Genomic DNA, 13,677 nt, shown 5'->3' with positions numbered 1-13,677 from the left:
GACGGATCATCCGCTCGGAGGCTTGCCATGCGCGCCGCGCTCACCCTGCTTTATGCCCCAGCCATGCTGCTGGGCTTCAACGGCCTGGCCATCGCCCTGGTCGCCGGAGGCGCGCCGTTATGGCTGCTGGCGCCGCTGCTCGTCGCGGCGATCGGCGCCTCGTTCCTGGCCGAGCGCTTGGCGCCCTATCACCCTGACTGGAACCACGACCATCACGATCGCGGTCGCGACCTCGCTCATGCCCTGGTCAATGAAGCCAGTAATAGCCTTGCCCTCGGCCTTATCCCCCTCTTGACGCTGATCTCGCCGTTCAAGGCCCTGTGGCCGGCGAACCTGCCGCTTGCGCTCCAGCTTCTCCTGGCCATTCTGGTCGCCGACGCTGGCATCACCTTGACCCACTATGCCAGCCACAAGATCAGCTGGCTTTGGCGCTTCCATGCCGTCCACCACTCAGCGCGCCGTCTCTACGGGCTCAACGGATTGATGAAACATCCCGTGCATCAGGCCGTCGAAACCACGATGGGGGTCGCGCCGCTGATCCTGATCGGCCTGCCGCTGAACATCGGCGCCCTGCTGGCCTTCGCCGTGGCGATCCAGTTGCTCCTGCAGCATTCGAACGTCGACATGCGGATCGGGCCGCTGCGCCGCATGCTGGCGCTGGCGCCGGTGCATCGCTTCCACCACCAGAGCAGCGCTCGCCTGGGCAATGTCAATTTCGGCCTGTTCACGACGATCTGGGACCACCTGCTGGGAACAGCGGTCTTCGATGCCCAGCGCCGCTTTACCTCGCGGGACCTGGGGATCGAGGAACGCCCCGACTATCCGTCTGGCTATGTCCGCCAACTCGTCGAGCCGTTTCACCCGCAGACCGGGGCTCAGGATAGGCGCGACCCAGGCGCCAGCCGGGGCTTCGACAAGGCCTGACCGGCGGTCACGCCGAACATCGCTCGCAGGGTCCGGGCGTAATGGGACTGGTCTGCGAAGCCCGCGGCGTGGGCGGCGTCGGTCGCATCCGCCCCTTGCATCATGGCGACGGCCGCCAGACGTAGTCGTCGCCACAAGACATACCGGCGGAACGGCAGTCCAAAGCTTTCGGAAAAGCGATGCCGAAACCGAGAGCTGGAAAGCCCAAACGCCGAGGCGGCGGTTTCGAGGCGCAGCAGCCCGAGCGGCGCGAGCCGATCGATCAGATCGGAAAGGCGTTCCGAACCGGATGGCGGCCAAGGCGACGATCGCGCTTCTCCGTCGAGCCACGCGCGCCAGAAGCCCGCCTCGGGCGGGCCAATGATGGCGATCGTGTCCCGCGCCGCCCTGATGCTCTCGAGCAGCGGGGCGACGGCGGGCGCGCCGATCGCGCCCTGTTCCACGAACAGGATCTGGGCCTCCACGATGGGCAAGAGCGCGTGGCTGGCAAGCGGATCGATGAGGATCACGGTCGCGCCATGCTGCTCGCCTTCGCCATCGACGACGCGCGCGCCCATCGGCGCGATCACGGCCTGAGCCGCCAGATGGCGATGCGGGGCGGCGTCGCCGGCGGCGCCGCGCCATGTGGCCCAAAGGTCGCCGACCACCAGATCGCCTCGCCATGAGGGCGGCTCATCTTCAAGAAGGTCGGCGCCGTGCGGTCGCATCGCGGTCATCGTCACCTCGTTGCGCATCCTGGCCCCGGCGCCTCAGCAGTCAAGCGGTACGCCCGCCTGCAGGCACGGACGGTCGTCCGAAACTGGCTGGACTCCACCCCCTCCTAGGGGATGGGACCTTTGCATGGCTCACGTCGTCCACGAAACCCATCCCGAGATCGTCAATCGGCTCAAGCGCGCCGAAGGACATCTGCGCAAGACCATCGCCATGATCGAGGCGGGCCGCACGTGCCTGGACCTGGCCCAGCAACTGCACGCCATCGAGAAGGCGGTCGCCGCCGCCAAAAAGACCTTGATCCACGACCATATCGATCACTGCCTGGCCCATGCGGCCGAGGATGATTCGCGCGCAGTCCGTCAGGCGCGTGCAGGGCGTTCGGGTCCGGCCGGGGCCGGCGCGGCCCTGGCTCCGAGCGCCGGATGCAGGGGCTGGACCAGGGCATGGATCAGCTCATCTTCCAATTGGGCGATCAGCATCGGCGCGCTGTGGTGACAGTGCCCGTTCGGGCAGACATCGCCGGCGTCGCGGTGATCGGAGGGCTTTGGTCCGGCTTGGCCGTCGAGGCGACTCGGCGACCGGCGCGGAAGTCGCGCCGCTGTCGCCAAAGCCGACCGCAGCGTCGATCGCGGGCGAGAGAACCATGAGCGCCAGCAGGAAGGGCAACAGGAGCCCTCCCACACCGCGCCACCATGTTCTCAGCTGCTTCGTGCTCGCCCTACAGCCTTGGAGGATCGATCCGTGAATGCGTTACAAGATCACGCTGGGTCGCCTGCCTGCCCGCCCGCGCTCGCCCCACGCCGTGACCACCAGAACCCGATGACCAGGATCGCGAGCGTCAACGCCTGGGCCGCGCCCCCCTCTATCGTGGGGAAGAAGCCCAGGAGTTCGATGCGCGGCAGAGCCAAGGGATGCAGGTCCAGAAGGCCCGCTTCCTGCAACGCCGCGACGCCCTTGCCGGCCAGGACGACCGCCAGGATCGCCATCAGGCTGGCGCTGTATTCGAAGAACTGGCCGATCGGCAGGCGCTTGGAGAACCGCAGCATGGCCCAGGCGATGATGGCCAGCACGACGACGGCCAGGGCCACCCCCGACAGCACGGCCGTCGCGCCGCTCTGGGTCCACAGCGCGGTGAGGAACAGGATCGTCTCGAAGACCTCGCGGTAGACGACGATGAAGGCCAGCAGGAACAGGAACCAGGCCGACTGCTTGGAAAGAGCGTGGGAGAGCTTCTCGCGGATATAGACCTGCCAGGCGTCGGCCTGGGCCTTGCCGTGCATCCATAGGCCCACCGAGATCAGCACCGCCGCGGCGATCACCGAGCCGAACCCTTCGGTCAGTTCGCGGCTGGCGCCGCTGATCGAGATCACGAAGGTCGCCGCCGCCCAGGTCAGGCCGCCGGCCGCCAGGGCCGCGATCCAGCCGCCGTGGACGTAAGGCAGGACATCGGTTCGCTCGGCCTTGCGCAGGAAGGCGATCATGGCGACCACGATCAAAAGGGCCTCCAGACCCTCGCGCAGCAGGATAGTGAAGGCGCCGGCAAAGCTTGACAGGCGGCTGGCCTTCTCCGGCGCCAGGGCCCGACCGGCGGTGGCGAACAGGGCGTCCAGGCGCTCGATCTGGCTGCGGACCTCGCTGGCTGGCGCGGCCTTGCCGATCGCCCCGCGCACGTCGCCCATCGCGCCCTCGATGCGGCGCATCAGGGCCGGGTCGCGCGCGCCCAGGATCGGTTCGACAGGCTCGAAGCCGTCGAGATAGGCGGCCAGGGCCAGGTCGGCGGCGGCCTTGCGGTCGCCGGCCTCATAGGCCTTGAGGCTGGCGGCCAGCTTCTGGTGGGCCACTTCGAGCGAGCCGCTGTCCTTGCGGGTGACGACCTCCGGGTGGCGGCGCAGATAGGCGGTCAGGGCGCGCGCCTTGGTCTCGCCGACGGTCTTGGCCAGGGCGCCGGGCGTCTCCTGGGTCAGGGCCTGGAGATTGGCGAAATGGGCGCGCACGGCGGCGTCTCCGTTCCAGAGTTTCTCGCCCTCGGCGGCCTCGGCGTCGCTGAACGCAAAGCGCCCGACATAGAAGGCCAGGTCCCAGCGATCGTCGGACGGCAGGTGGGCGTAGCTGGCCATGGCCGTGCCGTCGAGACCCTGCTGGATCACCTGGTAGAGGCCAAAGACGCTGCGCTGGCGCGCCCTTTCGGCGTCGGCGAAGGCGATCGGCGGCGGATCCAGACCCGCCGCATTGGGACCGTCGGCCTTGCCGGTCTCGCCATGGCAGGCCGAGCAGTTCTCGGCATAGAGCGCCGCGCCGCGCGCCAGGTCCGGCGCCCGGGTCGGAGCCAGGGGCGTCGGATAGGTGGCCAGCAGAGCGTTGGCCAGGGCGTGGGCCTTGGCCGAGACGACATCGGGCGCCTGCTTGGCGGCGATCGCGGCTTGCAAGCTTTCGGCCTTGGACACCAGGGCGGGCTGGGCTTTGGTGGCCGGTAGGCCGGCGATGCGCTCGCGCACTTGGCCGGCAAACTCGTTCATCTCGGCATATTCGGACGGACTGATGACCTTGCCGTCCTTGACCGCCCCGGCGTAGTCAACCGACAGGTAGTCCAGCAGCCGCCAGGCGGTCTGGGACGAGGTCGCCTCCTGGGCATGGGCCATCGGCGCGACCGCGAAAACCAGGACCGCCAACAGACCGGCAAACATCGAGGCCAAGCGGCCCTTGAGTTCAGTAATCATTATCAATCCATGGGCGCAAAGCGGCGCATGTGGCAAGAGCTTGAGCATGTGTCAGGAGGTCGCGAGGTCGGCGCGGTGTTCGTCGAGGGCTTGGCGGATGATCTGGTAGGCGGACATAAGGAAGACCCCAGCCAGGAGCACGCCCACGATCAGGTCGGGCCAGCGCGAGCCGGTCAGCCAGACCAGAACGCCGGTTGCGGCGACGGCCAGGCACTGGATCAGATCGTTGCGCGTGCAGAGCCACACCGAACGGACGTTGGCGTCGCCGTCGCGGTAGCGAACCAGGAGCCCTGCGGCGACCAGATTGGCCAGGGCGCCAAACAGCCCTAGGGCCGAGATCGCCTCACCGGACGGCGCCGCGCCGCTCCAAGCGCGCCACGCGGCGAACCCGACAACGGATAGGGCGACCACACCGAGGCTGACGCCCTTGAACAACGCCGCGCCCGTGCGAACGGCCACGGAGCGTCCGATGGCCCACAGGCTGATCGCGTAGGTGGCGCTGTCGGCCAGGAAGTCCAGGGCGTTGGCCGACAAGGCGGCCGAGCCCTGGATCAGGCCACCAATCAGCACGACGACAAAGCCGACCAGATTGATCGCGATCACCCACGCCAGGGCGCGGCGATAGGCTGGGGTAGCGCCGTCGAACTTCACCTCGGCGCCGCAACCACAGCCCGAGGCGACCGGCTTGCTGGAACAAGAGTCGCTCATGACGCCACCGTGCATCCTCTAGCCACTAGAGGATCAAGGGCCTATTTGCGTCGGGTGAGGAAATCCCATGACCCTATCGATCGGCCAACTGGCCAAGGCCTCGGACGTCAAGGTCCCGACCATCCGATTCTACGAAGAGATCGGTCTGCTGCCGGAACCGATCCGGACCGCCAACGACCGGCGCGTCTATGACGCCGCCGCCGTCCGCCGTCTGGCCTTCATTCGCCACGCCCGGCAGTTGGGCTTCTCGGTCGAAGCGATCCGCAATCTGCTGGATCTTTCGGACAATCCCGATCGCCATTGCGGCGCGGCCAACCGCCTGGCGGCGCAACAGCTTCAAGACGTCGAGGCCAAGATCGCGCAGCTGGAGACGCTTCGCGGCGAGCTACGCCGCATGGTCGATGCGGCTTGCATGGGTCAGGCCGCCGATTGTCGGGTGATCGAAGCCTTAGCGGGGCAAATGAGCGTCTAGACCAAGATCTAGCTAGGCCCTGCGGGGCCGCTCATAGCTCGCCGCAGCATCCGTATGTGCGCGTCATGGCCACTAGGTCGCCCCGTCGCACTATCTTAGGACTCACTCCGTTAGCGTGGACGCTCATCCCGGATGGGGAGCGCCATGCCACAGGATCTCAAGCCGCTGACCGCGTTGCGTTTCTTCGCGGCGATGTGGGTGGTGCTGTTCGATTTCACGCCGAGCCTGGGACTGGGCATGCCGGCCGTGATCGCCAAGGGCTATCTGGGCGTCGAACTGTTCTTCGTGCTGTCAGGCTTCATCATCAGCCACGTCTATATGGAGCGCCTTGGGACGGGCCAGTTTCAGTATGGCGCGTTCCTCTGGGCCCGACTGGCGCGAATCTATCCCGTCCATATCGCCACCCTGGTCGGCCTAGGGCTGGTCGTTGGATGCGCCCGAGTCTTCGGTCTGGACGTCGGCGACAAGATCTTGGCTTGGTCCTCCCTGCCCGCCCAACTGACGTTGACCCACGCCTGGGGCCTGGGTCTGGACGGCGGCTGGAATCATCCGTCCTGGTCCATCTCGGCCGAGTGGTTCGCCTATCTGGGCTTTCCCGTGTTCGCCGCCGCCCTCTGGCCGCTGCGTGCGCGCCCGCGCCTTGCGGTGGGGCTGGCGGCCCTCGCGCTCGCTGCCATCAGCCTTGGCTTCCAGGAGGTCACGGGCCAGTTGCTCAGCCGCGCGACCATCGCCTGGGGCGCCCTGCGCATCATTCCGTGTTTTGGCCTCGGTTGCGCTGTGTGGCTGTTGTGGCGGGCCAATCAGGTCGCCTCCTCCCGGGTCGCCGGCCTGTTCGCCCTGCTCTGCGTGGGACTGGCGACCGCGGCGGGCGCATCGCGCGCGCCAGACTGGCTGATCGTCCTGACGTTCGGCGGCCTGATCTTCGGGCTGGCGACCCTCTCAAGCAGCGGCTCCCGCCGGCTCACCGCCCCGGCCTGGGTGTATCTGGGGGAGATCAGCTTCTCGATCTACATGGTTTGCATCCCGTGGCAGCTGGTGTCGGGCCGGCTCGTTGCGCGCCTGCTCGGCGTCTCGCCGGAAGCCCTGCCGTGGCCGATCTGGATCGCGCTAGTGCTGGGCGTCATTCCCATGGGCATGCTGGCGCACCACCTCGTCGAGCGCCCCGCCCGCGAAGCCATGCGCCGCCATCCCTTGACCCTGCGGCTTGGCGTCCTGCCTCCGCTATGGAGCAGACCGTCCTAGCCGGGCCAGAGCGCGGATCCGACCTCCGCGCCCATGACTTCTACATGGCTGGCAGAGGCCCGTTGCTCAGCGACGACTGGCCCGCGACCGAACCCCGGCATCACGTCGCGTCTGCGCTTCGCGTTCGACGCCCTCGTTCGTTGGCCGATCTGAGATTGGCGACGAACGGAGACGTCAAGCGCAACAGAAGATTCATCGGCCCGATCATCTCCTTGCGGTGACACAGCGACGTGCCCGCCGGCTTGGAGCCAGGATGAACGATTCTCTGCCTTTTAAGATCGCCGGGGTCGTGTCAGGCGCCCATGGCGCCCCGTGAGGATCGGGTGTTGAACGAACGGCGCGCCGGTTGCAGCCGGCGCGCCGCCTATGGCCTAGTAAGGGCGACGATGGCCGCCGTAGCGGACCACCTCGACCTTCTCCAAGGTCACCAAACCCACTTCGTCGTCTGGCGTCAGGGTGTCGATGAAGGCCTTAAGTGCGACCTCCTCATCGACGATTTCCACGACGACCGGCAGGTTCGGCGCCAAGTCGAAGGGCTGGCCGCCGTGAAGGGTGCTGGAGGCTCCAAAGCCTCGCAGTCCCCTCAGCACGGTGGCGCCCGCCAGGCCCATTGACCGCGCCCGTTCGACGAGGATGTCGAAGAAGCGGCGATCGCCGGTCATGGCGTTTTCGTCGGTGTAGATCCGTAGCAGCAGTGCTTGGCCCGGGGTCATCTTAGGCTCCTTGCCCTTGGGACGGCGCGGAAGGCCCCATCGAGGCCTTGGGGGTCTTGCGCAAGACGAACCGGCAGATCGCCGGCAGGACAAACAAGGTCAGGGCGGTGGCGGTGATCAGGCCGCCGATGACCACGGTGGCCAGCGGTCGCTGGACCTCGGCGCCGGTTTCGGTGGCCAGGGCCATCGGCACAAAGCCCAGGGAGGCGACCAGACCGGTCATCATCACCGGACGCAGCCGCTCCATGGCCCCGTCGATGATCGCCTTTTCCAGCTCGAAACCCTGGGCGAGCCGCTGGCGGATGGCGGTCATCATCACCAGCCCGTTGAGCACGGCCACGCCCGAGAGCGCGATGAACCCGACCGCAGCCGAGACCGAGAACGGGATGCCTCGAAGCGCAAGGCCAAACACCCCGCCAGCGAGGGCCAGCGGGATGGCCGAGAACACCGCCAAAGCTGGCGCGAAGCCCCCCAGGGCCATGTAGAGCAGGGCGAAGATCAGCAGGAAGCAGAGCGGGACCACCAGGGCCAGACGCGCTTGCGCGGCCTTGAGGTTCTCGAACTGCCCGCCCCATTCAACCCATGATCCAGCCGGCAGCTTGACTTGCGCATCGACCTTGGCCTGAGCCTCGGAGACGAACGAGCCCAGGTCGTTGCCACGCACATTGGCCTGGACCACCACCCGACGCTTGCCGTTCTCCCGGCTGACCTGATTGAGACCTTCCGAGTAGGAAAAGCGGGCCACGTCGCGCAACGGCACCGACAGGCGCGCGCCGCCGCCGGCCCGTTCCGGCAACATTACCGGCAGCGCTCCGACCGCGTCCAGGTCGTTGCGCGTGGCGTCGGGCAGACGAACGACGATGTCGAAGCGCCGGTCGCCTTGGAAGACCAGGCCGGACTCGCGCCCGCCCATGGCCACCGCCAGGGTGTCGGCGACCTCTTCCACCGTCAGACCCAGGCGCCCGATGGCGTCGCGGTCCAGCGAGACGTCCAGGGTCGGGAAGCCAGAGGTCTGTTCGACCTTGACGTCAGCCGCGCCCTTGACGCCCTGCAGGATCGTGGCGATCTCGCCGGCGCTCTTGGTCATGGCGTCCAGGTCGTCGCCATAAACCTTGATGGCCACGTCGCCGCGCACGCCGGCGATCAGTTCGTTGAACCGCATCTGGATGGGCTGGCTGAACTCGTAGACGTTGCCGGTCAGGCCCTCGAGCTTCTTTTCCATGCGGGTGACGAGCTCGGCTTTGGTCTCCTTCTTGTTGGGCCACTCATCCTGGGGCTTGAGAATGATGAAGCTGTCCGAAGCGTTGGGCGGCATCGGATCGCTGGCCACCTCGGCCGTGCCGGTCTTGGAGTAGACGAACTGCACCTCCGGGAAGGTGGCGATGGTCCGCTCGATCTGCCGCTGCATCCGCAGCGACTGCTCCAGCGAGGTCGATGGGATCCGCAGCGCCTGCACGGCCAGGTCCTTCTCGTCGAGCTGGGGCGTGAACTCACGGCCCAGGAACGAGAAGGTGACCATGGCCAGGACAAACATGCCCACGGCCGCGCCGATCACCGGCCACGGCTTGGCGACCGCCTTGCGCAAAAGCGGCTCGTAGCGAACCTTGGTCCAGCGGACCATGGCCACTTCCTTCTCGGCGACCTTGCCGCGAATAAGCAAGGCGATCATCGCCGGGATGAAGGTCAGCGACAGTACAAAGGCCGCGGCCAGGGCCAGCATCACGGTGATGGCCATCGGCGAGAAGGTCTTGCCCTCGACGCCGGTGAAGGTCAGCAGCGGCGCGTAGACCAGCAGGATGATCGCCTGGCCGTAGACGGTCGGGGCGATCATCTCACGGGCGGCTTCACGCGTCTCGCCCAGACGTTCCGAGAGGGTCAGCAAGCGCCCTTCATGGTGCTGCCGCTCGGCCAGCCTACGCAGGCTGTTTTCGACAATGATCACGGCGCCATCGACGATCAGGCCAAAGTCCAGGGCGCCCAGGCTCATCAGGTTGCCCGACACCCCCAGCTTGTTCATGCCGATGGCGGTCATCAGCATCGACAGCGGAATGACCAAGGCGGTGATCAGCGCAGCTCGGAAGTTCCCCAGCAGCAGGAAGAGCACCACGATGACCAGCAAGGCGCCTTCGACGAGGTTCTTCTCGACGGTCTTGATGGTGGCGTTGACCAGCTTGGAGCGATCATAGGTGATCTGCACCTTGACCCCTGGGGGCAGGCTCTTGGCGATCTCCTGCAAGCGCTCGGCCGAGGCGCCAGCCACGGTGCGGCTATTCTCGCCGGTCAACATCAGGACGGTGCCGACCACGACCTCTTCGCCGTTCTCCGACGCCGCGCCAGTGCGCAAGCCGCCACCGACCTTGACCGTGGCGACGTCGCGAACGCGCACCGACACGCCGTCGCGATTGGCGACGGTCGCGTTGCCGATTTCATCGACCGTGCGGACGCGCGCATCGGCCCGGACCAGAAACGCCTCGCCGCCGCGCTCCATGAAGTTGGCGCCCACGGCGATATTGGCGGCTTCCAGCGCCTTGGCCAGTTCGCTGAACGACACACCATAGGCGGCCATGCGCGAGGGGTCGGCCTGCACGGCGAACTGCTTCTCATAGCCACCGATGGAATCGACGCCGGCGACGCCGGCGACGCTGCGCATTTGCGGGCGCACGATCCAGTCCTGGATCTCCCGCAGGTATGCCGCCTGCGCCGTGGCGTCCCCCAGGTGCTCCCCGGTCGTGGTCAGGTAAGCGCCGTCAGACTGCCAGCCCGGGCTGCCGTCCTTGACCTTGGCTCCGCGCCCGCCGGGATGATCATAGGCGACCGTCCACATCAGCACCTCGCCCAGACCCGAGGAGATCGGGCCCATGGATGGCTGTGCGCCTTCGGGGAGGGTCTGGCCAACGCCCGTCAAGCGTTCTGAGACCTGCTGACGGGCGAAGTAGAGGTCAGTTTTTTCCTTAAAGACGATGGTGACCTGGGAAAAGCCATTGCGCGAAATCGAGCGCGTGCTTTCCAGGCCGGGGATGCCGGACATGGCCGTTTCGACCGGGAAGGTGACGAGTTTCTCGACCTCGGCTGGAGCCAAGGCCGGAACGACGGTGTTGATCTGCACCTGCTTGTTGGTGATGTCGGGCACCGCGTCGATCGGCAGCCGAACCAGGTTGTAGACGCCCAGCGCGGCGATCAGCGCCACCACGCCGATGACCGCCCAGCGCGCGCGGACGGAGAAGTCGAGAATCCTGCCGATCATCGCGCGGCCTCCGAAACTTGCGCGCCATCGGCGACGGGGCTGTAGGTCACATCGACACGCGCCACGCGTTCGATTTTCAGGGTCGGAAACGCCGCCTGGTATCGGGCCGCATGTCCGCTCCCCAGCCGTCCATTCCACTTGACGCTGGTGTGTTCGACGCGTCGGCCGGACAAGTCGTAGAGATCAATGTCAAGATGACCGTCCACGCCGCCGCGCCAAAGCGCAGCGCGGCGCACCAGTCCGAAGACACGGACGCCGTCCTTCTCTGGCCTCACCGTACCGGTGAGGATCTTCAGACGGCCTTGGCTATAGAGACCAACGGAAGGCGCTGGCGTTTGAGCCTGGGCCGCGAGCGCGCTCACGCCAAGCCCGATCAAGATGACTAACCCGCCCACGAGCCCGGTTAGCGGCACACCGTTTGATCTAGTGCCCATGCTCAGCCTCCCCCTTGCCGAGTTCGGCCTTCAGCAGGAAGGCGCTCTGGCCGGCGATCTGTTCGCCAGCGGCGACGCCGGACAGGATCTCGATGCGGCCGCCGCCACGGCGGCCGACCTTCACCGCCCGGGCCTCGAACCCGTCCTTGGTCCGCACGAACACCGTGTCGGCGCCTTCCACGGCCTGGACCGCTTCTTCGGGCACAGAGAAACGTTCGGAGCTGGCTGCGCCGCGCGGCGTGATCCGAACGCGGACCGCTTGGCCAGGCGCGAGTTGCGTCTGGCCCGGCGCGAGGGTCAGCACCGCGGTGGCCGCTCGGCTGGCGACATCGACGCCCGGCGTAACCGAGCGCACGGAGGCCGGGACCGAGCCTTGGGCGGTTTCGACGATCGCCTGATCGCCCGGCTTGATCCGCGCGGCGTCGGCCGACGGCAGCGACGCCTGGATTTCCAGACGGGCCGGGTCAGCGATGCGGAACAGTTCCGCGCCGGCGATCACATAGGAACCCAGCACAGCGGGCGCGGCGGTAATCCGTCCGGAAATCGGGCTGGCCACCGTAATATAGCGACCGTTGGCGCTGACGCCGGCGGCGGCGCTGGCGCTGGAGGCGCGGCGCAGTTCGGACTCGGCGATCGCTACCTCGGCCTGGGCGCTTTCCAGGTCCTGGCGTGCGGTGATCTTGGCGTCGAACAGACGCTTTTCGCGGGCATAGGCCTGACGCGCGGCGGTGGCCCTGGCCGCGGCCGAGGAGCGCTCCGAGCTGATGGTGGCGGCGTCACGGCTTTCGATCTGCGCCAAGGCTTCCCCGGCGGACACCGGATCGCCCAGCCGTTTGTTGATCCGCACGACCGCGCCATCGGCGCGCGCGGCCAGCACCGCGGCGCCGGCAGGCGAGGCCGTGACGGTGGCCTGGGCCAGTATCGCCGCGCCGAGGCTCCCGGGCGTGAGAATCTCAAGCTTGATGCCGGAAGCCGCCAGGCGCTCGGCGTTCATCTCGATATGGCCTTCCTCCTCCTTCTCGCCTTCGGCATGGCCGGCCTCTTCGTTGTGGCCAGCTTCCGCGTTTTCCGCTGGGGCCAGTTTGGCGGCTGCGGCGGACGGCGTCTTGGGCGCCAGCCAGGTGCGGCCGATCAGAGCGCCAGCGCCCGCCGCTAGCAGCGCGCTGACAGCGACGGCGGCCAGCAATGTCTTTTTGTCCGTGGTCTTGGGCATGGTCAGGGTCCTATTGAGCGGCGGCGCGTTCGAGCGCGGCCAACGCCTTGGCGCGCTCCAGGCGCGCGGCGATGAGATCGTTTCGAGCGGCAGAGAGAGCGCCTTGGGCGTCGAGCACGTCGAGCAGGGAGAACTTCCCGGCCTGGAAGCCGTCTCGCGACAGCCGGACAGCCTCCTCGGCCTGGGGCACGGTCTTGGCTTGCAACACCTCGAGCCGCGCTTCGGCGGCGGCAAGCGCTGCCTGCGCGTCGCGGACCGATCGGACGACCCGCGCCAAGGCCAGCCGCTGTCGCGCCTCGGCGGCCGTGGCGTCGGCCCGAGCGGCGGCGACGTTGCCCTGGTTGCGATCACGGATCGGGATCGGGGCGGTAAAGCCCACGATCAAGGCCTGATCGCCTGTTTGCTCGAACCGTCTCACACCCGCTTGAACGGTGAGGTCCGGCCGGCCGGCGGCGCGTTCACGGTCGATTGCGGCCTCGGCGGCTCCACGCTCAGCGTCCGCCAAGCGCACGTCCAAGGCCGCCGTGGGATCGGCGGGCGTGGCAGGCCGCTCAAGGCGTTCTGGTTCGACCAGTTCAAGCGTTGGCTCGGGGTCGGACCATAGCGTCGCCAGCGCCCGATGGGCCGCGGCCGCCTCCGCCCGCGCGGTTAGCACGGCGCTGGCCGCTTCCTGACTGGCGGTGCGGGCGCGCAAGGCGCGCAGGGGGGGCTCGCGCCCCGCATCGACTAGGGTGGCGGCGATGCCGGCCAGACTTTCGGCCCGCTCGGCTGCTTCGGTGGCCAAGGCAAGCCTGGCGTCGGCGTACAGCGCTTCGGCGTATCGGGTCCGAACCTCCTGAGCTAGGTCCGCTTGGGCGATGCTTAAGCGAAGTTCATAGGCGCGGACCACGGCCTTGGCGGCCGCAGCCCGGGTTCGCCGCTTGCCGCCAAGCTCCAGCCTCTGGCCGATCGCCAGCGTGGTTTCGGCAGACGCGAACCCGTCATAGGGTCCAGAGCCGGCGATATTCTCGCTCTGCAGACTGGCTTCAGGATTGGGCGAGAAGCCCGCTTGGCGCGCCCGCCCCTGCTCAGCCGCAAGCGCGGCCCTGGCGGCGGTGATCAGCGGAGATTGCGCCTGGGCGCGTTCAAGCGCGGCGGCGAGGGTAACGGGCGCGGCGGCGGCGCGCACAGGCGCGCCGAGGCTCACGAGGGCCAAGACCGCGCCGAACAAGGCGGCGGGCCGGGCGTATGGGGGTGACATGGAGAGTCCCTATGTGCGTTCTGACAATGGCGAACACGCGCATGAGCGCGGTCAGG

Annotated in this window: 12 protein-coding genes; 4 read left to right on the top strand and 8 right to left on the bottom strand. The window is 67.7% G+C overall.

Features of this window, described 5'->3' with window-relative positions:
* Positions 1-27: 27 nt before the first annotated feature.
* A complete protein-coding gene (locus ACW175_RS09565; RefSeq protein WP_012286336.1) occupies positions 28-924 on the top strand; it encodes a sterol desaturase family protein in 897 nt (298 codons plus the stop codon).
* On the opposite strand, the gene ACW175_RS09560 is transcribed toward ACW175_RS09565, so the two are convergent.
* Positions 876-1,658, bottom strand: a complete 783-nt coding sequence (locus ACW175_RS09560; protein ID WP_049771802.1) for a helix-turn-helix domain-containing protein — start codon at positions 1,656-1,658, stop codon at positions 876-878. The genes ACW175_RS09565 and ACW175_RS09560 overlap by 49 nt on opposite strands.
* Positions 1,659-1,764: 106 nt before the next feature.
* Here ACW175_RS09560 and ACW175_RS09555 point away from each other — a divergent pair, with 106 nt between their 5' ends.
* The gene (locus ACW175_RS09555; RefSeq protein ID WP_492104300.1) at positions 1,765-2,133 is read left to right on the top strand and encodes a metal-sensing transcriptional repressor; all 369 of its coding nucleotides are present in this window, start codon (positions 1,765-1,767) and stop codon (positions 2,131-2,133) included.
* 263 nt (positions 2,134-2,396) lie between these two features.
* Here the strand turns inward: ACW175_RS09555 and ACW175_RS09550 are convergent, their stop codons facing one another.
* The gene (locus tag ACW175_RS09550; RefSeq protein ID WP_012286334.1) at positions 2,397-4,355 is read right to left on the bottom strand and encodes a cytochrome c/FTR1 family iron permease; all 1,959 of its coding nucleotides are present in this window, start codon (positions 4,353-4,355) and stop codon (positions 2,397-2,399) included.
* Between the two features lie 51 nt (positions 4,356-4,406).
* Positions 4,407-5,063, bottom strand: a complete 657-nt coding sequence (locus ACW175_RS09545; RefSeq protein ID WP_012286333.1) for a cation efflux transmembrane domain-containing protein — start codon at positions 5,061-5,063, stop codon at positions 4,407-4,409.
* Positions 5,064-5,130: 67 nt separating this feature from the next.
* Here ACW175_RS09545 and ACW175_RS09540 point away from each other — a divergent pair, with 67 nt between their 5' ends.
* Positions 5,131-5,535 carry a MerR family transcriptional regulator gene (locus ACW175_RS09540; protein ID WP_012286332.1) on the top strand — a complete coding sequence of 135 codons (405 nt, stop codon included), beginning with the start codon at positions 5,131-5,133 and terminating at the stop codon, positions 5,533-5,535.
* A 144-nt stretch (positions 5,536-5,679) separates the two neighbouring features.
* A complete protein-coding gene (locus tag ACW175_RS09535) occupies positions 5,680-6,777 on the top strand; it encodes an acyltransferase family protein (protein ID WP_012286331.1) in 1,098 nt (365 codons plus the stop codon).
* Positions 6,778-7,148: 371 nt separating this feature from the next.
* Here ACW175_RS09535 and ACW175_RS09530 read toward each other — a convergent pair whose 3' ends face one another.
* From ACW175_RS09530 to ACW175_RS09510, 5 genes are read right to left on the bottom strand one after another with little or no spacing between them, the layout of a single operon-like run.
* A complete protein-coding gene (locus ACW175_RS09530; RefSeq protein WP_012286330.1) occupies positions 7,149-7,490 on the bottom strand; it encodes a DUF190 domain-containing protein in 342 nt (113 codons plus the stop codon).
* A 1-nt stretch (position 7,491) separates the two neighbouring features.
* Positions 7,492-10,734 carry a CusA/CzcA family heavy metal efflux RND transporter gene (locus ACW175_RS09525; RefSeq protein ID WP_012286329.1) on the bottom strand — a complete coding sequence of 1,081 codons (3,243 nt, stop codon included), beginning with the start codon at positions 10,732-10,734 and terminating at the stop codon, positions 7,492-7,494.
* Positions 10,731-11,168, bottom strand: a complete 438-nt coding sequence (locus tag ACW175_RS09520; RefSeq protein ID WP_012286328.1) for a hypothetical protein — start codon at positions 11,166-11,168, stop codon at positions 10,731-10,733. The genes ACW175_RS09525 and ACW175_RS09520 overlap by 4 nt, the downstream gene beginning before the upstream one ends.
* On the bottom strand, positions 11,158-12,381 hold the full coding sequence (locus ACW175_RS09515) for an efflux RND transporter periplasmic adaptor subunit (protein WP_012286327.1): 1,224 nt from the start codon (positions 12,379-12,381) through the stop codon (positions 11,158-11,160). The genes ACW175_RS09520 and ACW175_RS09515 overlap by 11 nt, the downstream gene beginning before the upstream one ends.
* A gap of 10 nt (positions 12,382-12,391) precedes the next feature.
* Positions 12,392-13,621 carry a TolC family protein gene (locus tag ACW175_RS09510; RefSeq protein ID WP_012286326.1) on the bottom strand — a complete coding sequence of 410 codons (1,230 nt, stop codon included), beginning with the start codon at positions 13,619-13,621 and terminating at the stop codon, positions 12,392-12,394.
* Positions 13,622-13,677: the final 56 nt, after the last annotated feature.

The organism is Caulobacter sp. FV1ye6ST, assembly GCF_058681225.1.
This window is presented reverse-complemented; position numbering and strand designations above follow the sequence as displayed.

Excerpts from the sequence above, each read along its gene's own strand:
- ACW175_RS09565 (WP_012286336.1), top strand. The coding sequence starts at position 28 with ATGCGCGCCGCGCTCACCCTGCTTTATGCCCCAGCCATGCTGCTGGGC.
- ACW175_RS09560 (WP_049771802.1), bottom strand. The coding sequence starts at position 1,658 with ATGCGCAACGAGGTGACGATGACCGCGATGCGACCGCACGGCGCCGAC.
- ACW175_RS09555 (WP_492104300.1), top strand. The coding sequence starts at position 1,765 with ATGGCTCACGTCGTCCACGAAACCCATCCCGAGATCGTCAATCGGCTC.
- ACW175_RS09550 (WP_012286334.1), bottom strand. The coding sequence starts at position 4,355 with ATGATTACTGAACTCAAGGGCCGCTTGGCCTCGATGTTTGCCGGTCTG.
- ACW175_RS09545 (WP_012286333.1), bottom strand. The coding sequence starts at position 5,063 with ATGAGCGACTCTTGTTCCAGCAAGCCGGTCGCCTCGGGCTGTGGTTGC.
- ACW175_RS09540 (WP_012286332.1), top strand. The coding sequence starts at position 5,131 with ATGACCCTATCGATCGGCCAACTGGCCAAGGCCTCGGACGTCAAGGTC.
- ACW175_RS09535 (WP_012286331.1), top strand. The coding sequence starts at position 5,680 with ATGCCACAGGATCTCAAGCCGCTGACCGCGTTGCGTTTCTTCGCGGCG.
- ACW175_RS09530 (WP_012286330.1), bottom strand. The coding sequence starts at position 7,490 with ATGACCCCGGGCCAAGCACTGCTGCTACGGATCTACACCGACGAAAAC.
- ACW175_RS09525 (WP_012286329.1), bottom strand. The coding sequence starts at position 10,734 with ATGATCGGCAGGATTCTCGACTTCTCCGTCCGCGCGCGCTGGGCGGTC.
- ACW175_RS09520 (WP_012286328.1), bottom strand. The coding sequence starts at position 11,168 with ATGGGCACTAGATCAAACGGTGTGCCGCTAACCGGGCTCGTGGGCGGG.
- ACW175_RS09515 (WP_012286327.1), bottom strand. The coding sequence starts at position 12,381 with ATGCCCAAGACCACGGACAAAAAGACATTGCTGGCCGCCGTCGCTGTC.
- ACW175_RS09510 (WP_012286326.1), bottom strand. The coding sequence starts at position 13,621 with ATGTCACCCCCATACGCCCGGCCCGCCGCCTTGTTCGGCGCGGTCTTG.